The organism is Gordonia malaquae NBRC 108250, from assembly GCF_000344135.1.
Classification (GTDB): domain Bacteria; phylum Actinomycetota; class Actinomycetes; order Mycobacteriales; family Mycobacteriaceae; genus Gordonia; species Gordonia malaquae.
Genome location: NZ_BAOP01000002.1, coordinates 1 through 19,645, shown reverse-complemented (window position 1 = coordinate 19,645; position 19,645 = coordinate 1). Strand labels below are relative to the sequence as shown.

At 67.6% G+C, this 19,645-nt stretch carries 17 protein-coding genes; 13 read left to right on the top strand and 4 right to left on the bottom strand.

All coding sequences use genetic code 11. The features are described 5' to 3' along the window. Positions 1 to 59: 59 nt before the first annotated feature. Together GM1_RS00820 and GM1_RS00815 are read left to right on the top strand one after the other, a co-directional pair. Positions 60 to 704 carry a ferritin-like fold-containing protein gene (locus GM1_RS00820; protein ID WP_008375849.1) on the top strand — a complete coding sequence of 215 codons (645 nt, stop codon included), beginning with the start codon at positions 60 to 62 and terminating at the stop codon, positions 702 to 704. Positions 705 to 715: 11 nt separating this feature from the next. Continuing rightward, the gene (locus GM1_RS00815) at positions 716 to 946 is read left to right on the top strand and encodes a DUF3107 domain-containing protein (protein ID WP_008375848.1); all 231 of its coding nucleotides are present in this window, start codon (positions 716 to 718) and stop codon (positions 944 to 946) included. A 70-nt stretch (positions 947 to 1,016) separates the two neighbouring features. Here GM1_RS00815 and fasR read toward each other — a convergent pair whose 3' ends face one another. Continuing rightward, positions 1,017 to 1,673, bottom strand: a complete 657-nt coding sequence (gene fasR, locus GM1_RS00810; RefSeq protein WP_008375846.1) for an HTH-type transcriptional activator FasR — start codon at positions 1,671 to 1,673, stop codon at positions 1,017 to 1,019. Positions 1,674 to 1,801: 128 nt separating this feature from the next. On the opposite strand from fasR, the gene GM1_RS00805 reads away from it, so the two are divergent. The 4 genes from GM1_RS00805 (at position 1,802) to GM1_RS00790 (ending at position 5,187) form a co-directional block, all read left to right on the top strand. Beyond that, positions 1,802 to 2,755: a DUF3152 domain-containing protein gene (locus tag GM1_RS00805; protein ID WP_008375845.1), complete on the top strand. Its 954-nt coding sequence runs from the start codon at positions 1,802 to 1,804 to the stop codon at positions 2,753 to 2,755. Next, entirely contained in the window at positions 2,752 to 3,924 is a 1,173-nt protein-coding gene (moeZ, locus tag GM1_RS00800; RefSeq protein WP_008375844.1) for an adenylyltransferase/sulfurtransferase MoeZ, read from the top strand. The genes GM1_RS00805 and moeZ overlap by 4 nt, the downstream gene beginning before the upstream one ends. Positions 3,925 to 3,997: 73 nt before the next feature. Next, positions 3,998 to 4,276, top strand: a complete 279-nt coding sequence (locus tag GM1_RS00795) for a DUF2277 domain-containing protein (RefSeq protein ID WP_040519255.1) — start codon at positions 3,998 to 4,000, stop codon at positions 4,274 to 4,276. A 62-nt stretch (positions 4,277 to 4,338) separates the two neighbouring features. Further along, positions 4,339 to 5,187, top strand: coding sequence for a TIGR02569 family protein (locus GM1_RS00790; RefSeq protein ID WP_008375842.1), 849 nt, complete (start codon positions 4,339 to 4,341; stop codon positions 5,185 to 5,187). 104 nt (positions 5,188 to 5,291) lie between these two features. Here GM1_RS00790 and GM1_RS00785 read toward each other — a convergent pair whose 3' ends face one another. Both GM1_RS00785 and GM1_RS00780 read right to left on the bottom strand, forming a co-directional pair. After that, entirely contained in the window at positions 5,292 to 5,582 is a 291-nt protein-coding gene (locus GM1_RS00785) for an MGMT family protein (protein WP_008375841.1), read from the bottom strand. 2 nt (positions 5,583 to 5,584) lie between these two features. Next, positions 5,585 to 6,400, bottom strand: a complete 816-nt coding sequence (locus GM1_RS00780; RefSeq protein WP_008375840.1) for an alpha/beta fold hydrolase — start codon at positions 6,398 to 6,400, stop codon at positions 5,585 to 5,587. A gap of 64 nt (positions 6,401 to 6,464) precedes the next feature. Between GM1_RS00780 and GM1_RS00775 the strand changes: the two genes are divergently transcribed. The 7 genes from GM1_RS00775 to GM1_RS00745 all read left to right on the top strand — a co-directional run bounded on the left by GM1_RS00775 (position 6,465) and on the right by GM1_RS00745 (position 18,102). Beyond that, positions 6,465 to 9,767 (top strand): ATP-dependent helicase, encoded by a 3,303-nt coding sequence (locus tag GM1_RS00775; protein WP_040519220.1) that lies wholly within the window; start codon positions 6,465 to 6,467, stop codon positions 9,765 to 9,767. Further along, the gene (locus GM1_RS00770; protein WP_008375838.1) at positions 9,760 to 13,131 is read left to right on the top strand and encodes an ATP-dependent helicase; all 3,372 of its coding nucleotides are present in this window, start codon (positions 9,760 to 9,762) and stop codon (positions 13,129 to 13,131) included. The genes GM1_RS00775 and GM1_RS00770 overlap by 8 nt, the downstream gene beginning before the upstream one ends. Before the next feature lie 13 nt (positions 13,132 to 13,144). Beyond that, positions 13,145 to 14,206 (top strand): potassium channel family protein, encoded by a 1,062-nt coding sequence (locus GM1_RS00765; RefSeq protein WP_008375837.1) that lies wholly within the window; start codon positions 13,145 to 13,147, stop codon positions 14,204 to 14,206. Further along, a complete protein-coding gene (nudC, locus tag GM1_RS00760) occupies positions 14,206 to 15,105 on the top strand; it encodes an NAD(+) diphosphatase (RefSeq protein ID WP_008375836.1) in 900 nt (299 codons plus the stop codon). The genes GM1_RS00765 and nudC overlap by 1 nt, the downstream gene beginning before the upstream one ends. 10 nt (positions 15,106 to 15,115) lie before the next feature. After that, positions 15,116 to 15,373, top strand: coding sequence for a mycoredoxin (locus GM1_RS00755; protein WP_008375835.1), 258 nt, complete (start codon positions 15,116 to 15,118; stop codon positions 15,371 to 15,373). A 72-nt stretch (positions 15,374 to 15,445) separates the two neighbouring features. After that, on the top strand, positions 15,446 to 17,443 hold the full coding sequence (locus GM1_RS00750; RefSeq protein ID WP_040519252.1) for an ATP-dependent DNA helicase UvrD2: 1,998 nt from the start codon (positions 15,446 to 15,448) through the stop codon (positions 17,441 to 17,443). A gap of 374 nt (positions 17,444 to 17,817) precedes the next feature. Next, on the top strand, positions 17,818 to 18,102 hold the full coding sequence (locus GM1_RS00745) for a WhiB family transcriptional regulator (protein WP_008375833.1): 285 nt from the start codon (positions 17,818 to 17,820) through the stop codon (positions 18,100 to 18,102). 181 nt (positions 18,103 to 18,283) lie between these two features. On the opposite strand, the gene GM1_RS00740 is transcribed toward GM1_RS00745, so the two are convergent. Then, the gene (locus GM1_RS00740) at positions 18,284 to 19,597 is read right to left on the bottom strand and encodes an ABC1 kinase family protein (RefSeq protein ID WP_008375832.1); all 1,314 of its coding nucleotides are present in this window, start codon (positions 19,595 to 19,597) and stop codon (positions 18,284 to 18,286) included. Positions 19,598 to 19,645 lie beyond the last annotated feature (48 nt).

The window sequence follows — 19,645 nt, the reverse complement described above, 5'->3', positions numbered from 1 at the left end:
GCGGCGGGATTCTTCCCCACGTCTGGCCCGAGTGTACCGCCTTGCATACTGTTGCTCCCATGTCGAACACGTCGAACGCCATCGTCAAGCTCTACGAAGTCCTCCTCGCAGGCGAGTTCGCCGCGTGTTACCGGCTGATCGACGAGTCGGCGATGGCGCCGACGACCTCCGACCGAGTCGCGATCGCCCGCATGATCGCGGCCGAGATGGGCCACTTCGAGGAACTCTCCGCAGAGTTGGTCAAAGCAGGCGGTGATCCCGACGACGCGGTCGCACGACACGCCAAGGTCTTCGATGAGTATCACCGAGTCACCATGCCGAGCTCGTGGCTGGAAGCCCTGGTCAAGGTGTACATCGGCGATGGTCTCGCCGCGGACTTCTACGCCGAGCTCGCTCACGCGATGCCTGCCGAGACGCAGACCGTGATGAAGGCCGTCATGGAGAGCACGGGTTCGTCGGAGTTCGCGGTCACTCAGGTGCGTGCGGCGATCGCCGCCGATCCCGCTCTGCGGTCGCCGTTGACCCTGTGGGCACGGCGCCTGCTCGGTGAGGCGATCACTCACATGCAGTGGGTTCTCGCCGAAGAGGACGAGATGATGGATCTCCTCTTCGCCAGTGACGCGACACTCGCCACCGCGGCCACGTTCTTCGATGCGATCGCCGAACGGCACGGGCAGCGGATGGCCGATCTGAATCTCGCGTAGAGTCGGTCGCCATGAGCGTTGAGGTGAAGATCGGCATCGACAACAACCCCCGTGAGCTGGCTGTGAACGCCACTGCGGCCATCGACGACGTGCAGGCCAAGGTGGCTGCGGCCCTCGACGGCACGGACGCAGTTCTGGAACTCGTCGATGAGAAGGGCTCGCAGGTCCTCGTCCCGTCGTCGAAGATCGCCTACGTGGAGATCGGCAGCGCCGAGACACGCCGGGTCGGCTTCGGCGCCTGACCCCGTCCCCTGACACCAAGAGACCGCCGGGTGCGCCCGGCGGTCTCTTCTCGTGTGTGGGACGTCCGAGTCAGCCGCGGCCCATCTCCTGCATCGGAACTCCCGACAGGCCGCTCCACAGAAGCGCCACGGTGGTCTCCACCGCAGCCGACTTGTCGATGGGGCGATTCGCCTCCACCCAGTAGCGGGCGTTCACCTGGCTTGCGCCGACCAGCCCCGCGGCGAGCATCCGGGACCGGTGCGGGTCGAGACCGGAGTCTTGCATGACGAGTCCGTAGACGGCGTCGACGCACGCGTCTGTTGCACCCTCGACCCGGCGGATCACTGCCGGGTCCATCGCGTCGGAGGCGAAGATCAAGCGGTAGCCGGAGTTGTCGTCGTCGATGAAGTCGAAGAAGGCCTTGACTGCGGCCTGCACGCGCTGACGGTTGTCCGTGGTCGTCAGGAGCGCACTGTTCACGTCGGCGACGAGCTTCTCCGCGTGCGAGTCGACGACTGCGATGTACATGTCGAGCTTCGACGGGAAGTGCTGGTAGAGGACGGGCTTGCTGACGCCTGCGTGGACGGCGATCTCGTCCATGCCGGCTGAGTGGTATCCGCGCTCGACGAAGATCTCGCTTGCGGCGTCCATCAACTGGCGACGACGGGCACTGCGCGGGAGGCGGGTGCCTCCGCGGGTCGGCGCAGCAGAGCCTGCCGCGGCGACGGGTGATTTGGCTGTCGACATTACTGAAGAGTACTCGGTGCTCGTCCGGTTGCCGCAGAGACCGGGGCGACACCGCGCGGGGGTGGATATCGGGGAGTGGGCGGTACCTGTGAGAAAGTTGAGGCGTGACCGGTAGAGGAGACCCTGGGGTGTCGCGCCCCCGACGCCCGCGGCCTGATCAGCCGCTGCGTGCGCGGTGGGACCCGACAGCCGACGACGACTCGGCAGACGACGCCGAGTCGACCAATCCGTTCGCCCGGTTCGTGCGCACCTACGGGTGGCGCGCGTACGCGATCCCGGTGCTCGCGGTCTTGACGATCGCATTGCTCGTGGTGACGATCCGGGGCGGCGACTCCAAGGGCGACGGCGCCGCGGAACCGGACCCGGACGCGCGGAACACCAAGGTCAGTGAAGAGACCCACGCGATCGGTGCGCCGACCGGCGACATCCAGGTGGACGCTCTGCCTGCGGGCGCACTGCCCGACGGGCCGCCGTTCACCACCAAGGGCACCACCGAGTTCCGCCTCGTCCGCGGAACCGGCCCTCGCCTGGGCACCGGGGGACAGGTCTACACCTACTCGGTCGAGGTCGAGAAGGGCATCGACCCGACGCAGTACAGCGGCGACCGATCGTTCGCGAAGATCGTCGACGCGACACTCGCGACCAACCGCAGTTGGATCGGAGACGGAAAGGTGTCGTTCCGCCGAGTCGACTCCGGCGAACCGGACCTGCGGATCTCGCTCGCGTCCACGAAGACGGCACGTGAGTTGTGCGGCTACCAGATCAAACTCGAGACGTCCTGCTATTACCCGCCGGACAACCGCGTGGTGCTGAACGAAGCACGATGGGTTCGCGGAGCCACGGCATTCGCGGGAGACGACATCGCGTACCGCCAGTACCTCGTCAATCACGAGGTCGGCCACGGCATCGGATACGAGCACCACAAGCCGTGCCCCAAGAACGGTGAACTCGCGCCGATCATGATGCAGCAGACGTTCGGTACGGCGAACAGCGACATCATGGCGCTCGACCCGGACATGAAAGCGGACCGGTCCCTCGTCTGCCGACCGAATCCGTGGCCGTTCCCGACCAACGGGGAATGAGCCTTCCCCCGCTCGTCGCGCCGAGCGCTGAACTCTCCCGCGACGAGGTGGCCCGCTACAGCAGGCACCTGATCATTCCCGACGTCGGTGTCACCGGACAGCGCCGACTCAAGAACGCACGTGTCCTCGTGCTCGGCGCAGGCGGCCTCGGTTCGCCGACGTTGCTCTACCTCGCAGCCGCGGGAGTCGGAACGATCGGGATCATCGACTTCGACACCGTCGACGAGTCGAACCTGCAGCGTCAGGTGATCCACGGTGTCGCCGACCTCGGACGGCCCAAGACGCACAGTGCGCGCGACTCGATCGCGGCGGTGAACCCGCTCGTCGACGTCGTCGTCCACGATCAGCGTCTGGAAGCGGCGGACGCCGTGGAGTTGTTCGCGGACTATGACGTGATCGTCGACGGCGCCGACAACTTCGCCACCCGCTACCTGTGCAACGACGCCGCTGTTCTCGCGCGAAAGCCGGTCGTGTGGGGATCGATCTTCCGGTTCGACGGGCAGGTGTCGGTCTTCTGGCAGAACGCGCCGGATGGGCGCGGGCGCAATCTGCGGGATCTGTATCCGCAGGCCCCGCCGCCGGGTTCGGTGCCGTCGTGCGCCGAGGGCGGAGTGCTGGGCGTCCTGTGTGCGTCGATCGGTTCGATCATGGCGACCGAGACCGTGAAGTTGATCTGCGGTCTCGGTGACTCGCTGCTCGGCAGGCTGATGGTCTACGACGCGTTGGCGATGACGTACCGGACCGTCCGTCTGGAACGAGACCCGGCGGGCGCTCAGATCACCGAGCTCATCGACTATGACGATTTCTGCGGCGTGGTCTCGGACGACGCCGCCGCCGCTGCGGTCGGCGCCACCTGGACGGCCCGTGAGCTGCGCGACGCGCTGGACGGCCCTGCTGCGCCCGCCGTCATCGACGTTCGTGAACCCGTCGAGTTCGAGATCAACAGGATCGACGGCGCGACGCTGATCCCGCTGGACGACGTCCTGTCCGGACGTGCGTTGGGAGACATCCCGCACGACCGCCGAATAGTCCTCTACTGCAAGACCGGTGTCCGTTCGGCGCAGGCACTCGCCGCGCTGCGCCGTGAAGGCTTCGCCGACGCCGTCCACTTGGGCGGCGGAATAGCGTCCTGGGCGGCGACTGTCGATCCGACCATGCCCGTCTACTGATCTGACTGTTTCGAAGCACTGGTCGCGCGACGGTGCACGGGGCACGATGGAGGCAGAGGAAAGGGATTCGATCATGTGCCGCAACATCAAGCCGTTGTTCAATTTCGAGCCGACCGTCACCGACGACGAGGTGCGGGCAGCGAGCCTGCAGTTCGTGCGCAAGGTGTCCGGCTACAACGCGCCGAGTCAGGCCAACGCAGAAGCGTTCGAGCGGGCCGTCGACGAGATCGCGGGGATCACGCGGCGCCTCATGGATGAACTGACGACGGCCGCGCCCCCGAAGGACCGTGATGTCGAGGCCGCCAAGGCTCGCGAGCGCGCAGCCAAGAGGTATGCGACACAAGCGAGCTGACGTCTACGTGTTTCACGGTGTCGCTGCGCGATAACCACTCAATGCGTGGGTAGTCTGGCGACGTGACCACCATCGTCGAACCGCCCGCGCAGGTTCTGACCACGTTCGGACTGACCGCGCACCCGCCGATCGCGATGGAAGGTGTCGGCTGGCGGGTCGGCGAAGTGGTCTTGACGTTGGTTCCCGACCGCGCGCGTGCAGCATGGTCTGCGACGGCGCGCGAGAACCTGTACGTGGAGGGCATGCGCATCGCGCGCCCGATGCGGGCGTCCGACGGACGTTACGTGGTGTCGGGGTGGCGAGCGGACACGTACGTCGCAGGCTCGCCCGAGCCGAGACACGACGAGGTCCTGGCCGTCGCGGATCGCCTTCACGCGGCGACAGCGAAGCTCGAGCGGCCGCGTTTCCTCCTTCAGCCGCCCGCACCGCCGTTCACCGACGTCGACGTGTTCATCGCCGCCGACCGCGCCGCATGGGAGGACACTCCGCTCCGTTCGGCGAGAGCTGCGGGAATGCCGGAGCCCGAGTCGGAGGACGGCCGTCGAAGCCTGTCCGAACTGAAGACTCTCGCAGGCTTCCGTCGCCCCGTCGACCTGCCGTCCCAGTTGGTGCACGGCGACCTGTTCGGCACCGTTCTGTTCGCGGGAGCGGCGGCCCCCGCCATCACCGACATCGTTCCGTACTGGCGTCCGGCGTCGTGGGCGTCCGCGGTGATCGTCGTGGACGCCCTCGCCTGGGGCGGAGCCGAGGACGAACTCGTCGAACGCTGGTCGGACAACCGCGAGTGGTCGCAGATGATGCTTCGGGCCACCATGTTCCGTCTCGCCGTCCACGCGATGCACCCGCGTTCGACGTCCGGCGCTCTGCCCGGCCTGCTCCGGGTCGTCGACCTCGTCCGAATGATGGTGTAGCCCACTCCTCCTGCCCGTTGAGCAGGCGGACTCCTCCTGCTCGCTGAGCGAGCCCGCTTCTCCTGCCCGTTGAGCGAGCGAAGCGAGTCGAAACGTCTTGTCGGCTACAGCCGAGCCGACTTCATCACGACCCGATCGTCGACGATCGGGACGCCTTCGGCGCGGAGCTTCTCGAGTTGGCGGGATCGGAGACCGGAGGCGGGACGGCCAGACGCGGGGACCACTCGATGCCAGGGCAGATCCGCCGAGTCGGTCCGCATGATCCAGCCGACGATCCGGGGGCTGGCGAGTCCGACCTCTGAGGACAGGTCGCCGTACGTCCGCACACTGCCGGGCGGTATGGCGGCGACGAGCGCCCGGACCGCCTCGACTTGATCCTCGGTGACCGGGGCCACAGTCAGATCTGCGCGATCAGGTCACGGACGAGTCGAGCTGTCACATCGGGCGCGAGGAACGGGACCATGTGCTCGGTGTCGACGTGATGGACTGTCACCGAACTGCCGCGTTCCTCCGCACACGCGGTCAAGAAGTCCGGGCGCACGAACGCCGGTTGAACACGATCGGCGACCACGACATGAGTGGGCAGGTCGGCCGGAGGAAGGGTAAAGGGTCGCGCCATCTCACTCCATGCGACCGCGGCGCCGGGGGCCGACACGCGCCAGGCCGTTCCGGAATCGGTCGGTGCCAGGTGCTCGGCGATCTCGGCATCGAGCATGTGTGGCGGGACGTTCTCCCATCCCTCCATCCGCTTGGCCGCGGCGGCCGCGGCGGCGTCGGGATAACCCCAGTGTGCGAGGGACGACTCCGCGTACTCGCGGGCCGTCGCGGGGTCGAGGCCCTGGGCCGGATCGAGCAGGACCAACCCGGAGACCACATCCGGCCGGGCGTGGGCCAGCCGGATGGCCACGGCGCCACCGTACGAATGCGCTACGACCACAGCGCGCCGACCTGCGGGTACATGGGCGTCGATCACTTCTGACAGCGCCGCCACCTGGTCGGCGATCGCCCACGGCGGCTCCCACGAACTGGAGCCGTGGCCGAGCAGGTCCGGCGCGATCATCCGGACCTCGGGCAGATGGTCCGCAGCGAGGAACTGCCATCGTTTTCCGTGCCCGGTGAGCCCGTGCAGTGCGACGACGATCGGCGCGTCCGGTTCGTCCGAACCGATCAGGTGGGTGTGCATCGTCTGATGTCCGGTGGAGGCGTCGACCATGGGAGCCAGTCTACGGACGCGAACCCCGCGCAGAACTGTCGCAGGGCCGTGGTTCCATGTGTGCATGGCCCGCTCCGAGACTCGACTCATCGTCGCCGCCGCGTCGACGAACGTGGAGTTGCGAACCTGGCCCGACCATGTCGCTCCGGTGCTGCACGGGCCGCACGTCGCCGATCCGGCGAGGCCGTGGCACCCGTACCGCGTCCACGGGGGACCGGGCACCGGAAAGACGGCGCTCATCGTGGACGCCGCGGTGAATCGACTGATGGACCGGTCGATCGACCCGGAGTCGGTGCTGGTGTTGGCGGCAAATCGGCGGGCGGCCACAGCGCTCCGAGACGAGATCACCAGACGGGTCCTGTCCGCAGGCGGCCGCCTCGGCGGCGCACTGCGCGAACCACTGGTGCGCACTGTCCACTCGTACGCCTTCGCGGTCCTGCGTCTGCAGGCGCAGGCGCACGGGAATCCGCCGCCTCGACTGGTGACCGGATCGGAGCAGGACGTCGTCCTGCGCGAATTGCTTGCGGGCGACGTCGAGGACGGTGCGCACTACTGGCCTGCGTCGTTGCGTCCGGCGCTGACCACAGACGGGTTCGCGCAGGCGCTGCGAGACCTGTTGATGCGCGCTGCCGAACGTGGGCTCGGACCCGAAGATCTTGCTGAACTCGGGCAGCGATTCAACCGTCCGGAGTGGGTCGCGGCAGGCTACGCGTATCGCCAGTACGAGGAAGGGATGCTCCTGCGGGGCGCCGTAGGGCTCGACGCGCCCCTCGCGAGTGCAACCGCCGTCGACGCCGCCGAGCTCATCGGTTCGGCACTGTCGGCATTCGCGACAGACGACGGACTGCTCTCCGCACAACGACAGCGCATCCGCCATCTCCTCGTCGACGACGCTCAACATCTCGATCCGCAGGCCGCCAGGCTCGTGGAGGCGGTCGGCACCGGGTCGGACTCCACAGTGGTCGCGGCCGACACCGACCAGTCGGTGTTCGGATTCCGCGGCGCCAGCCCACGATTCGCCGACGATCTCGCAGGCGACGGTCTTCGCGACGTGATGCTCGACGTCGACCATCGGAGCAGTCCTCAAGTCAACGCCGTCAGCCGGGTGCTCGCTTCGCGCCTGCCCGGAGCACGTCCCCATCCGTTCCCCGTGGCAGGTGACGCAGCTGGTTCCGGACATGCGAGTGTGCGGGTGTTCTCGTCGACCGCGAAGGAGGCGACAGCCGTCGCCGATGCGCTGCGTCGAGCGCACCTGTTCGACGGGGTGGCATGGTCCGACATGGCGGTCATCGTCCGCTCCGTGCCTCGTGCGCTGCCCGCCCTGCGCCGCGCGTTCTCGTCGGCGGGAGTCCCGATGGCGACACCGACGAGTGATGTGCCGATCCATCGGCAGCGGGCCGTTGAGGCGTTCACTCTCGCGCTCCGTCTGGCGTCCGGTGGAACGATCGAGTCGGATGAGGTGATCGCCCTGCTGACCGGTCCGGTCGGCTCGGCCGACCCGGCTCAATTGCGTCGACTACGGCGCGGAGTCCGACGGATCGACGACAAGGCCGGAATCGATCGCGACTCGTTGACGTCCCTCGCGCTCGCCCTCGGCGTGGACGGCGCCGCCGACGACTACCTCGACGGCATGTCCGATTTCGAGGCGATGTCGCTGAAGCAGGTCATCAAAGTCGTGGGCGCCGCCAGGCGCGCGGCGGCGGCAGGCGTCGGAGTCGAAGAGACCCTGTGGCGAGCGTGGCAGGCCAGCGGGCTGGAGCGGCGCTGGAGAGCGCGGTCGTTGCGCGGCGGACGCACTGGCGACCAGGCCGACCGCGACCTCGACGCCATGCTGTCCATGTTCGAGGCGGCAGGCGCGTTCACCGACAATCTGCCGTCGGCATCGCTCACCGAATTCGTCGACTATCTCGCTCAACTGCAGATCCCGCGAGAGTCTCGGGTGGCGGTGGCCGCGTCCGACACCGTCGCCGTGCTGTCGGCGCACGCGGCGTCCGGTCGTGAATGGGAGGTCGTCGCGGTCCCCGGGGTGCTCGACGGCCTGTGGCCGTCGCTGCGCAGCCGCGGCAGCATCCTGCACACGCCGGCATTGCTCGACCTCCTCGACGGTGTGGACGCCGACGCACTCGACTCCATCTCGCGCGGATCAGTGATGCTCGCCGACGAACGCAGACTCCTGCTGGTCGCGTGCTCTCGTGCGCGGTCGAGACTGCTCGTGACGGCCGTCGAGGACGGTACAGGCGATGCGTCGCCGTCCCGGTTCATCCCGGAGATCGCCGACGCGCTCGGCGGGTACGGAAACGATTCGACCGACGAAGGCGCACCCGACGAGGTACCGCTCGATCCGGGCGTCTCTCGAGTGTTGTCACTCCCGTCGCTGGTCGCAGATCTGCGAGCGGCCGTCGTCGCGGGAACAGAACAGGTACTCGCAGGCATCGCCGACGGCCCCGATGAGCGGACGTCGGCCGCGGCGACGCTGATCGCTCGACTTGCCCAAGCCGGAGTTCCCGGCGCCGATCCGGCCGAATGGTTCGGGCTCGTCGGGCCGAGCACCGATGAGCCGCTGTGGACTCCGGACCGCGGGGCGCGGTCGCTGTCGCCGTCGAATGTGGAAGCCCTCAGCAGGTGCTCCCTCCGCTGGATGATGGAACGTCACGGCGGACGCGACGGTGACGCCGAACAAGCCGTCACCGGAACCCTCGTCCACACCCTGGTGCAGGCCGTCGCGGGCCGGATGGACCCGGCAGATGTGACCGCAGCGCTTCACGAGGTGTGGGGGCGGGTGAGTTCACCCGCCGAGTGGTACTCCGCTCGGGAGCTCGAACGCGCCGAGGCCATGCTGACGCATTTCCGCGACTGGCTCCGGATCTCGCGCGGTGAACTCACCGAGGCGGGCGTGGAGGTGGAACTGAGCGCCGACCTGCCGCAGGACTCGCCGGACGCCATGCCCGTCCGGCTGGTCGGCCGGATCGACCGCCTGGAGACCGACGACGCGGGACGCCCGGTGATCGTCGACGTGAAGACCGGCAAGACCGTGATCAGCGTGGCCGACGCGGGTCAGCATCCCCAGCTCGCCGCATACCAGTTGGCGCTGCTGCTGGGTGGAGTCGACGGGGTGCCCGCCACCCAACCGGGCGGCGGACGCCTCGTCTACGTGAACTCGGCGAACAAGAAGACGGGCGCTGCCGAACGACTGCAGGAGCCGCTGACACCGGAACAGGTGACCGAATGGCTCGACGTGGTACGCGACGCCGCGAAGTCGAGCGTCGGGCCGATTTTCACCGCGACGCCGAACCCGGGATGCGGGCACTGCTCGCTGACGGCGGCCTGCCCGGCGAAGCTCCGTGGAAAGGCGGTGATCGATGACTGATTCTCGACTGCGCTCGAATAGCGGGAAGATCGGTGCGCGGTCGCTCGCCGCGGCGCTCGGTCTGCCGCCACCCACCGACGAACAGGTCGAGGTGATCGAGGCTCCGATGGAGCCGATGCTCGTCGTCGCGGGCGCGGGCGCCGGCAAGACCGAGACCATGGCGTCCCGCGTGGTGTGGCTTGTCGCGAACCAGCTCGTCGGGCCTGATGAGATCCTCGGTCTCACGTTCACACGCAAAGCGGCGAGCGAACTGGCCGCCCGCATCCGGCGCAGGTTGTCGATGCTCGCGGGCAACCCGGCCCTTCTCGAATGGGATCCGAGCGGTGTGCTCGCGGCGCGTCTGCGCAGCGCCGACACCGAGGTCAGCACCTATCACGCGTACGCGGGAAGGCTGATCGCCGACTACGGACTCCTCCTTCCGGTGGAACCGACGTCGACGCTCCTCAGCGAGACCGAACTGTGGCAACTGGCGTTCTCTGTCGTCGCGTCGTGGCCCGGTGAGCTGACCACGGCGAAAGTGCCGTCGTCGGTGACCGAGGCGGTCTTGCGGCTGTACTCGGAGATCGCCGAACATCTCGTCGACATCACCGACCTACAGGCGTCCGGGCAAGACCTGTACACCCTTGTCGACACTCTCCCCAAAGGTCCTGGCCAACGCGCCGAGCCCAGTCAGAAACTGCGCGGCTACCAGGCTGTCATCGATGAACGCCGAGAGTTGATTCCGCTGGTCATCGCTTTGCGCGAGGCGATGACGGCGCAGGGCGCGCTCGATTTCGGCAGTCAGATGTCGCTCGCCGCACGTCTTGTCGCAACCCATCCCGAGGTGGTCGCAGCGGAACGTTCGGGCATCCGTGCCGTGCTGCTCGACGAGTACCAGGACACCGGCCACTCGCAACGGATTCTGCTGTCGAAACTGTTCGGAGGCGTGCAGCCGACGGGAACACCGTCGATCGCGGTGACCGCCGTGGGCGACCCGATCCAGTCGATCTACGGGTGGCGTGGCGCGTCCGCGGCCAATCTGCCGCGGTTCGCGCTCGACTTCCCTCGCAACGACGGCACGGGAGCACACCGTCGTGAACTGCTGACCAGCTGGCGCAACTGTGACGCCGCGCTGTACTTGGCGAATCGAACGTCCGACGAACTCCGGCGCAGGGGTGTTCCGGTGAGCACGCTGCGTGCTCGTCCGGACGCGCCCGAGGGAACGGTCCGCCTCGCACTCACCGACACCGTCGTCGACGAACGCGTGTGGATCGCCGACCGCATCGAGGACTACTACCGGTCGGCCGAACGGGACTCGGTCTCGCCGCCGACCACCGCGATCCTGGTCCGGCGGAACGAGGACTCGGCGCCGCTCGCCGCGGAGCTCGAACGTCGTGGGATCCCCGCCGAAGTGGTCGGCATCGGCGGGCTGCTGCACGTCCCGGAGATCACCGACATCGTCGCGACGCTTCGTCTGATGGCCGATCCGATGGCGGGCACCGCGGCCATGCGACTGCTGACCGGCGCCCGCTGGCAGCTCGGAGCAGCGGACCTCGCCGCGCTGTGGCGACGCGCCAGGGAACTCGCTGCAGGCACTGGAGCGCCCACGACCGGCGCCGTCACGACGCCCGACGCACTGGGCGACGCTCTCGACGCGGCGCTGCCGGGTGAGGCCGTCGACTCGGCGGGGTTGTGCGACGCGCTCGCCGACCCGGGGCCCGAAGGGCGCTACAGTGCGGCGGGCTACGAGCGGATCGTCACGTTCGGCAAGATGCTCGAAGGCCTCCGTCGTCGCATCGGACAGCCGCTGCCCGAACTCGTCGCCGACGTCGAACAGACGACGGGAGTGGCCGTCGAAGCGCAGATCCGGGCCCGTCGCATGCGCGGACGTGTGACCGGTCGGGAGCATCTCGACGCGTTCGCCGACTACGTCACGCACTACTCCGAGCGTTCCGGCGCGACACTTCCCGGGCTGCTCGCGTTCCTCGACACCGCGGAAGTCGTGGAGAAGGGATTGGAAGCGGGTCGGGTCGAGGTGGCCGAGGAACGCGTCCAGATCCTCACGGTGCACGCAGCGAAGGGACTGGAGTGGGACGTGGTGGCGATGCCGCACGTCGCCGAGAGGATCTGGCCGAGCGGAAAGGCCGAGACCACGTGGCTGGGCTCGGCCCGGGAACTGCCCGCGTCGTTGCGCGGCGACCTCGCCGACCGGATCGGTGGGGAGGGCTACCCGCCGATCGACCTCGCCGGTCTAGCCGACCGGAAAGAGCTCGAAGCGGCCATCGACGAACACAAGGAAGCCGTCGCCGACCGCAGGCTCGACGAAGACCGTCGCCTGCTCTACGTGGCGCTGACCAGGGCGAAGCGCACCTTGTTGGTGTCAGCGCATCACTGGTCGGAGACCGGGGACAAGCCGCGTGGCGGATCCCCGTTCTTCGTCGAACTGGCCGAACTCGTCGCCAGTGCCGCGGCCGGGGAGGTCGAGGGAGTGGACGCGACTGCATTCAGCGTCGACGTCGAAGCGCCCGCACCCGACCCGGACGTCAAGAACCCGCTGACCGCGCAGCAGGTGTCGGTGAGTTGGCCGGTCGACCGCCTCGGGGAACGGCGGGCGCCGATGGCGGCGGCCGCCGACTTGGTCGCCGCGGCCCGCGCAGCACAGGGACTGTTCACCGTCGACGACGCCGACACCGACGATCCCGACGTCCTCGCGTGGCGCGCCGAGGTGGAGGTTCTCCTCGACGAGCATTCACGTGACCATGATCCGGTCGTCGACATCGAACTGCCTGGGCACCTGTCGGTGAGCCAGCTCGTGGAACTCGAGACAGACGAGCAGGCGTTCGCAGCCAGACTCCGGCGTCCCGTTCCGTTCCGGCCCAATCCGCTCGCACGACGGGGAACCGCCTTTCACGCATGGGTGGAACGACGCTTCGGAGCCACGCGGCTGCTCGACATGGACGAACTCCCCGGAGCCTCCGATGCGGCGACAGGCGACGTCACCGACGACGAACTCGCGGTTCTGCGGGCCGCGTTCCTCGCGTCGTCGTGGGCCGACCGCACCCCGGTCGAGGTCGAGGTCGGCTTCGAGACCGTCATCGGTGAGACCGTCGTCCGCGGACGGATGGATGCGGTGTTCCGTGACGGCAACGACTGGCTGGTCGTCGACTGGAAGACGGGGTCGGTCCCCGAACCCGCCAAACGCGGATCGCTGTTCGTCCAGCTCGCCGCCTACCGAGTCGCGTGGGCGCAGCTCATGGACGTCGACATCAACCGCGTGCGTGCGGCGTTCCACTACGTGCGCCACGATGTGACGCTCGAACCGGACGACCTTCCAGACGCCGACGGACTTGCGGACATGCTGCGCACGCCGGGCAACAGTCAGTAGTAGCCTGACGCCTGTGCGTAAACGACTGCGCCGCCGGAAGGGCGGCCTCGTGGACGAGCCCGACTACGCGCTCGTCGGCGTCGTCCGGATCCCCGAGATCGAGAAGAGTCCGGCGCGTGCGATCGGGCGGCGAGTCCTCTGGGCGCTGATCGCGCTGTTCGTCTGCTCGATCGTCGTCTACCTGGACCGGGACGGGTATCGCGACGTCAAGGAGTCGCCACTCAGTTACCTCGACGCCCTCTACTATTCGGCCGTCACCCTGTCGACCACGGGATACGGCGATGTCACGCCGGTCACCGAGTCGGCACGACTGATCAACGTCGTCTTCATCACGCCGCTGCGCGTCCTCTTCCTGATCGTGCTGATCGGCACCACCCTCGAGGTGCTGACCGAGCGGTCGCGGCAGGCCATCAAGATCCAGAACTGGAGAAACCGCGTGCGTAACCACACCATCGTCGTCGGCTACGGCACCAAGGGCCGCACGGCCGTCGACGCGGTCATCGCCGACGGCGGCAAGCCCGCCGACATCGTCGTCGTCGACAACGATCACGGTGCACTCGAAGCCGCCGCGACGCACGGTCTGGTCACCGTCCGCGGCGACGCCACGAAGTCGGATGTCCTGCGCCTCGCCGGAGTTCAGTACGCGTCGGCCATCGTCATCGCGGCCAACCGCGACGACACCGCTGTCCTCGCGACGCTCACCGCACGCGAGATCAATCCGCGCGCCAAGATCGTCGCGTCGATCCGCGAGGCCGAGAACACGCACCTCATGCGGCAGTCGGGAGCGAACTCCGTCGTCGTGTCGTCGGAGACCGCCGGCCGACTCCTCGGCATCGCGACCATCACGCCGTCGGTCGTCGAAGTCGTCGAAGATCTCCTCAGCCCGGAGGAGGGATACGCGATCGCCGAACGCGAAGTGGAGCCGTCCGAGACCGGAGGCTCGCCCGCACACACGAAAGACCTGGTCCTCGGCGTGGTGCGGGAAGGCAAGCTGTACCGGGTCGGTGAGCCCGAAGTGGAGGAGATCGAAGTGGGCGACCGTCTGCTGTACGTCCGTCAGGGTGGACCGGCCTGATGGCCTCATTCGAGTTCCATGAGCCGCCGATGCTCGCCCGCGGCGACTTCGATCGCGGCGACGAGATCCGCAAGAGCCCCGAGGGGCTCGTCGCGGGCTGGGCAGACGCACGGGTTCTCCACATCGATCACAAGGGCCGCTACCCCGTGACCGACGACGGCGCCCTCGCGTGGACCGCGTCCACCGGGGTCGAGCCGCCGCCGGACGCCGTGTTCGTGGGTGTCGTGGACAGTCATCGGTGGGCGATCCGCGTCGACGAGGTCGCAGGCCGATCGGCCGATGCCCGCACCGGTGCTCATCTGCTGTCGCACGACGAGGCGGGGATGCTCGCGACCGCGGTCGGCATGCTCAACTGGCATCGTGCGGCCCGCTTCTCCCCGGTCGACGGAAAGCCGGTGACCACGGCGAACGGCGGCTGGATTCTTCGAACCGACGCGGGCGACGAGTTTCCGCGCACCGATCCCGCCGTCATCATGGTGATCCACGACGGCGCCGACCGGGTGCTGCTCGGGCGTCAAGCGGTGTGGCCGGACAAATGGTTCTCGACCCTCGCAGGCTTTGTCGAGCCGGGGGAGTCGCTCGAACAGTGTGTGCAACGCGAAGTGGCCGAAGAGGCGGGCATCAGCGTCACCGCCCCTCGCTATCTGGGGTCGCAGCCGTGGCCGTTTCCGCGTTCGTTGATGCTGGGCTTCGAAGCGGTCGCCGACCCGTCTGAACCGCTGGTGTTCCACGACGGCGAACTCGCCGACGCGCAGTGGTTCCACCGCGACGACGTGCTCGCCGCGCTCGAACGTCGCGCTGACTGGGGCGTTGACGATCCCGACGTCCGGCTCATGCTGCCTGCGTCGATCTCGATAGCGCGGAGCCTGATCGAGGCCTGGGCCCACGCGCCACGGTAGATTCGTCTCCATGACCGACGTCGCGAACCCCTCTCTCACGCTGTACACGACCACCTGGTGCCCGTTCTGCAACAGGCTGAAGGCAGGCCTGGACCGGAACAACGTCGAGTACACCGAGATCGACATCGAGGCGAACCCCGACGCCGCCGAATTCGTCGGCAGCGTCAACAACGGCAACCACGTCGTCCCGACAGCGCTCTACGGCGACGGCTCGACGGCAACCAACCCCGCCGTCGGCGAGGTCATGTCCAAGCTCGGCCTGCTCTGACGCATACTCCCGCTCGACGATCGGCGGGCCGGCCAATCTGTCGGACCCTCGTGAGATCGTGTCTGCGTGGTGATGACGACGTTTGAGACGGGTGCGCTCGCGGGCCTCGACCCCGAGCAGCTGGAAGCGGTGACGGCCCCGCGGGGCCCGGTGTGTGTGCTCGCAGGTGCGGGCACAGGCAAGACTCGGACCATCACTCGTCGTATTGCGCACCTCATCGAGTCCGGACAGGTCAACCCGAGCCAGGTGCTGGCCGTCACCTTCACTGCGCGAGCCGCAGCGGAGATGCGCGAACGGCTCGCGGGACTGGGAGTGTCGGGGCCAGGTGGCAACGTCGTCGCGCAGACGTTCCACGCTGCGGCTCTGCGACAACTGCGGTACTTCTGGCCGAGCGTCATGGGATCGACCCAGTGGGAACTGCTCGACCACAAGTTCCGGCTGGTGGCGCGGGTGGCCCGCGACGCGGGACTCGACTCCGCCGACCGCGATCTCATGCGAGATCTGGCGTCGGAGATCGAGTGGGCCAAATCGTCGGACATCGGTCCGGCCGCCTACGTCCAGGCCGCCAAGACCGGCCACCGCGACCTCCCGACCGACCCGCGGACTGTCGCACAGATATTCGCGGCGTACGAGGACACGAAGGCGTCGTACGACGGCGTCCGTCTCCTCGACTTCGAGGATCTGATCATCTTCACCACCGCGATCCTGCAGTCCGAGCCGTCGATCGCCGACGAGTTCCGCTCCCGGTACCGGAGCTTCGTCGTGGACGAATACCAGGACGTCACCCCGATCCAGCAGAACCTGCTCGACGCGTGGCTCGGCGACCGCGACGACCTCACCGTCGTCGGTGACGCGAACCAGACCATCTACAGTTTCACCGGCGCAACCCCCGACCACCTGCTGAACTTCACTCGGCGGTTCCCCGACGCCACGCTCGTCCGGTTGCAACGGGATTACCGGTCGACGCCCGAGGTCGTCGAGCTCGCGAACAATGTGATCGGCAAGGCCAGCGGTCGCATCGCCGGGACCAGGCTCCGGCTTGTCGGGCAGCGTGACTCCGGTCCTGCGCCGGTGTTCTCCGAGAACGAGGACGAGGCGACCGAGGTCGGAACCGTCGTCGGTCAGGTGAAGAAGCTCCTGCGGGCCGGAGTGCCCGCCACCGAGATCGCGATCCTGTATCGCGTGAACGCACAGTCCGAGCAGTACGAGGAAGAACTGTCCGCCGCTGGCATCGACTACCAGGTTCGCGGCGGCCAGGGCTTCTTCTCACGACCGGAGATCGTCGCGGGAATGCGCCGGCTCGTGGCCCTCGCCGAAGGCGCGCCGCCGCCGATGCCGGTGATCGACGCGGTTCGGCGTGCGCTCTCCGCAGTCGGCCTCACCGACACCGAGCCCGCGGGCGCCAATGCGAAGGCCCGCTGGCAGCAGTTGCTGCGACTCGTCGAACTCGCTGAGACCGTCGTCGCCGAACAGCCGGCCGCCGACTTCGCCGCCGTCGTCCGGGAACTCGACATGCGGTCGAAGAATCGGCACGCACCGACGATCGACGGCGTCACCCTCTCGTCGATGCACGCTGCCAAGGGCCTCGAATGGGACGCAGTGTTCCTCACCGGACTCCACGAGGGGTCGGTCCCGCTGGGACGTGCGACCGGCACCCAGGACGAGGTGGAGGAGGAGCGCAGGCTCTTCTACGTCGGTGTCACCCGAGCCCGCGAGCACCTACACCTGTCGTGGAGCCTGTCCCGGGGCGACGGTCGGCGGGCCACCCGCAAGCGATCACGCTTCCTCGATGGAGTTCTGCCCGTGCCCGTCGACATGCGCGACGAGCCTCGGCAGGAACCCGACAAGGACGTGTTCCGCAGTCTGCGCGCCTGGCGGAAAGACTTCGCCGACCGCAACGACATCATGCCCGCGAACGTCCTCAGCGAGGCGATGCTCCGGACCATCGCGATCGAGCTCCCCGTTGACGTCTCCGAACTCCTCGCCATCCGCGGCTTCGGCTCCGAACGGGTCGACGTCATCGGACAGGAAGTCCTCGACGCCGTCGACAGGGGTCTCGGCGGGGCATAACCGCAGGTAGAAAATAGGTTGTGCGTATCGGTAGGCGGCACCTAGAGTAGTGCGAGTAAGTGACACGCCTATCTCGGCGTGTGGTGGAGACCTGGAACGGAAGGGAGTCGATCAACGTGATTGCAGTGCATTGGCGTTTGGCAGAAGCAGCAGCGCCAACAGGAGCTGTGGCGCGAGCGCGCCGGCGATTCCCCGTGACCCGTCCAGGCTGTCGACAGCCGTTCCGACAAGGCTAGTTCGAGTACTAGCTCGGAATTCTCGAGGCCACGGCGAATCGCGAAACGCGAACCGTGGCCTTTCTCGACAACTGAGGTCGAGTCGGCCGGGGTTCATCCGAAACACCCGTTCGTCTTCCGATGAGAAAGCCCGACTTCATGAGTATTTCCACCCTTCCACCCACTATCGACACCACCAGGCGAAGAGCTGTTGAGCTCCCGTGCCAGAGCGGCGACGCCGACCTCTGGTTCGCCGATCAGCCGAGTCTCCTCGAAGAGGCCAAGACCCTGTGCGGGTCCTGCCCACTCCAGGCTCAGTGCCTCGAACTCGCCCTCGAGCGCGCAGAGCCGTGGGGCGTCTGGGGAGGCGAGATCTTCGACGGGGGCGTCGTGATCGCCCGCAAGCGTCCCCGCGGGCGCCCGCGCAAGAACGCGGTCGCCTGAGCCGCATGACCGAATGGCGACTGATACAACGGGACGAGCTGCGAACCGCGGTGGGGCGGGTGGTATCGGTTTGAGAGCCCTCCGCAGCGTGCGAGCCGATAGGCGAGCCCGCGAGGACTGCCGAACAAACCGATACCACCCGCCCCACCGCACTACGCGTTCAGCGGAACGCCGGAGAAGATCAGGCGATACCGGGAACCCACTCCGCCATGATCTCCCGATACGGGGCTTCGGCGTTGAGCTGTGCGGCGATGCCGACACAGCCGATGAGGACGCGGAACACCATCACGTATTCGCGAGGGACGTTGAGATTGCGGGACGTCTTGTACACGTCGCCCGACAGGTCGGTCGCCTTGCCTGCGGCCCGCTGCAGCCACTTGCGGGTGAAGTGGAATGTGTCGTTGTACAGCGGATCGACGTAGGGCTGGAGATACTTGGCGAGATCGTCCGGCGTGACGCGGTCGGCGTGTGACGCGCGGATGAAGTCCGCTTCGACCATCAGGTCGCGGAGTTCGTCGTACTTCTTGTCGCGTGCCAGAGCGAGGATCGGGCCGGTCTTGGGCGGAAGCCCTCCGGGGTAGTGGCCGATCGCGCCGAAGTCGAGGACGCCGAAACGGCCGTCGTCCAGAACGAAGAAGTTGCCCGGGTGAGGGTCGCCGTGGAGCAGTCCGACACGAGACGGGGAACTGACCTCGAAAGTGGTCATCTTGGTCGCGGCGGCGTTGCGTTCTTCTTGAGTTCCGTCGGCGATGATCTGTGACAGGCGTCGGCCTTCCACCCATTCGGAGACGATCACTTTGGGCGCGCTGGCGACCACCTTGGGGATCACGAAGTCGGGGTCGCCGTCGAATGCCTTGGCGAATGCTCGCTGGTTGTCGGCTTCGCCGATGTAATCGAGCTCGTCTTCGGTCCGGTCGATCAGCTCGTCGAACATGCCTTTGACGTCGGTGCCGGGTGAGAGCTTCTGGATGAGGCCCGACATGCGGCTGAGCGTCTTGAGGTCTGCTTTGAGTGCGTGATCGGCGCCCGGGTACTGGACTTTGACGGCGACGGTGCGGCCGTCTTTCCACACGCCTTTGTGGACCTGTCCGATGCTGGCTGACGCGGCGGGCTCGTCGTCGAATTCGAGGAAGCGTTCCCGCCACCGGGTGCCGAGCTGTTGGTCGAGGACTTTGTGCACGGTCTTCGCCGGCATCGGCGGTGCTTCGGCTTGGAGTTTGGTGAGCGCTTCGCGGAACGGCTCGCCGAACTCGTCGGGGATGGCGGCCTCCATGATGGAGAGGGCCTGCCCGACTTTCATGGCTCCGCCCTTGAGCTCGCCGAGGACGGCGAACAGCTGTTCAGCGGTCTTGTTCATGAGCTCGGCGTTCACTTCGTCTTTGCTCTTGCCGGTCATGCGTTTGCCGAGTCCGCCGACGGCGCGGCCTGCCATGCCGAGCGGCAGTGCAGCAAGTTTCGCGTTGCGTCGGCCTTGGCCGCGGGTGATCTCGCTCATGGTGTCCTTTCCCCTCTGTCGAGGATAGTGGACAGCCCGTGGCTAGGG

Excerpts from the sequence above, each read along its gene's own strand:
- GM1_RS00820 (WP_008375849.1), top strand. The coding sequence starts at position 60 with ATGTCGAACACGTCGAACGCCATCGTCAAGCTCTACGAAGTCCTCCTC.
- GM1_RS00815 (WP_008375848.1), top strand. The coding sequence starts at position 716 with ATGAGCGTTGAGGTGAAGATCGGCATCGACAACAACCCCCGTGAGCTG.
- fasR (WP_008375846.1), bottom strand. The coding sequence starts at position 1,673 with ATGTCGACAGCCAAATCACCCGTCGCCGCGGCAGGCTCTGCTGCGCCG.
- moeZ (WP_008375844.1), top strand. The coding sequence starts at position 2,752 with ATGAGCCTTCCCCCGCTCGTCGCGCCGAGCGCTGAACTCTCCCGCGAC.
- GM1_RS00795 (WP_040519255.1), top strand. The coding sequence starts at position 3,998 with ATGTGCCGCAACATCAAGCCGTTGTTCAATTTCGAGCCGACCGTCACC.
- GM1_RS00780 (WP_008375840.1), bottom strand. The coding sequence starts at position 6,400 with ATGGTCGACGCCTCCACCGGACATCAGACGATGCACACCCACCTGATC.
- GM1_RS00775 (WP_040519220.1), top strand. The coding sequence starts at position 6,465 with ATGGCCCGCTCCGAGACTCGACTCATCGTCGCCGCCGCGTCGACGAAC.
- GM1_RS00770 (WP_008375838.1), top strand. The coding sequence starts at position 9,760 with ATGACTGATTCTCGACTGCGCTCGAATAGCGGGAAGATCGGTGCGCGG.
- nudC (WP_008375836.1), top strand. The coding sequence starts at position 14,206 with ATGGCCTCATTCGAGTTCCATGAGCCGCCGATGCTCGCCCGCGGCGAC.
- GM1_RS00755 (WP_008375835.1), top strand. The coding sequence starts at position 15,116 with ATGACCGACGTCGCGAACCCCTCTCTCACGCTGTACACGACCACCTGG.
- GM1_RS00750 (WP_040519252.1), top strand. The coding sequence starts at position 15,446 with ATGACGACGTTTGAGACGGGTGCGCTCGCGGGCCTCGACCCCGAGCAG.
- GM1_RS00745 (WP_008375833.1), top strand. The coding sequence starts at position 17,818 with ATGAGTATTTCCACCCTTCCACCCACTATCGACACCACCAGGCGAAGA.
- GM1_RS00740 (WP_008375832.1), bottom strand. The coding sequence starts at position 19,597 with ATGAGCGAGATCACCCGCGGCCAAGGCCGACGCAACGCGAAACTTGCT.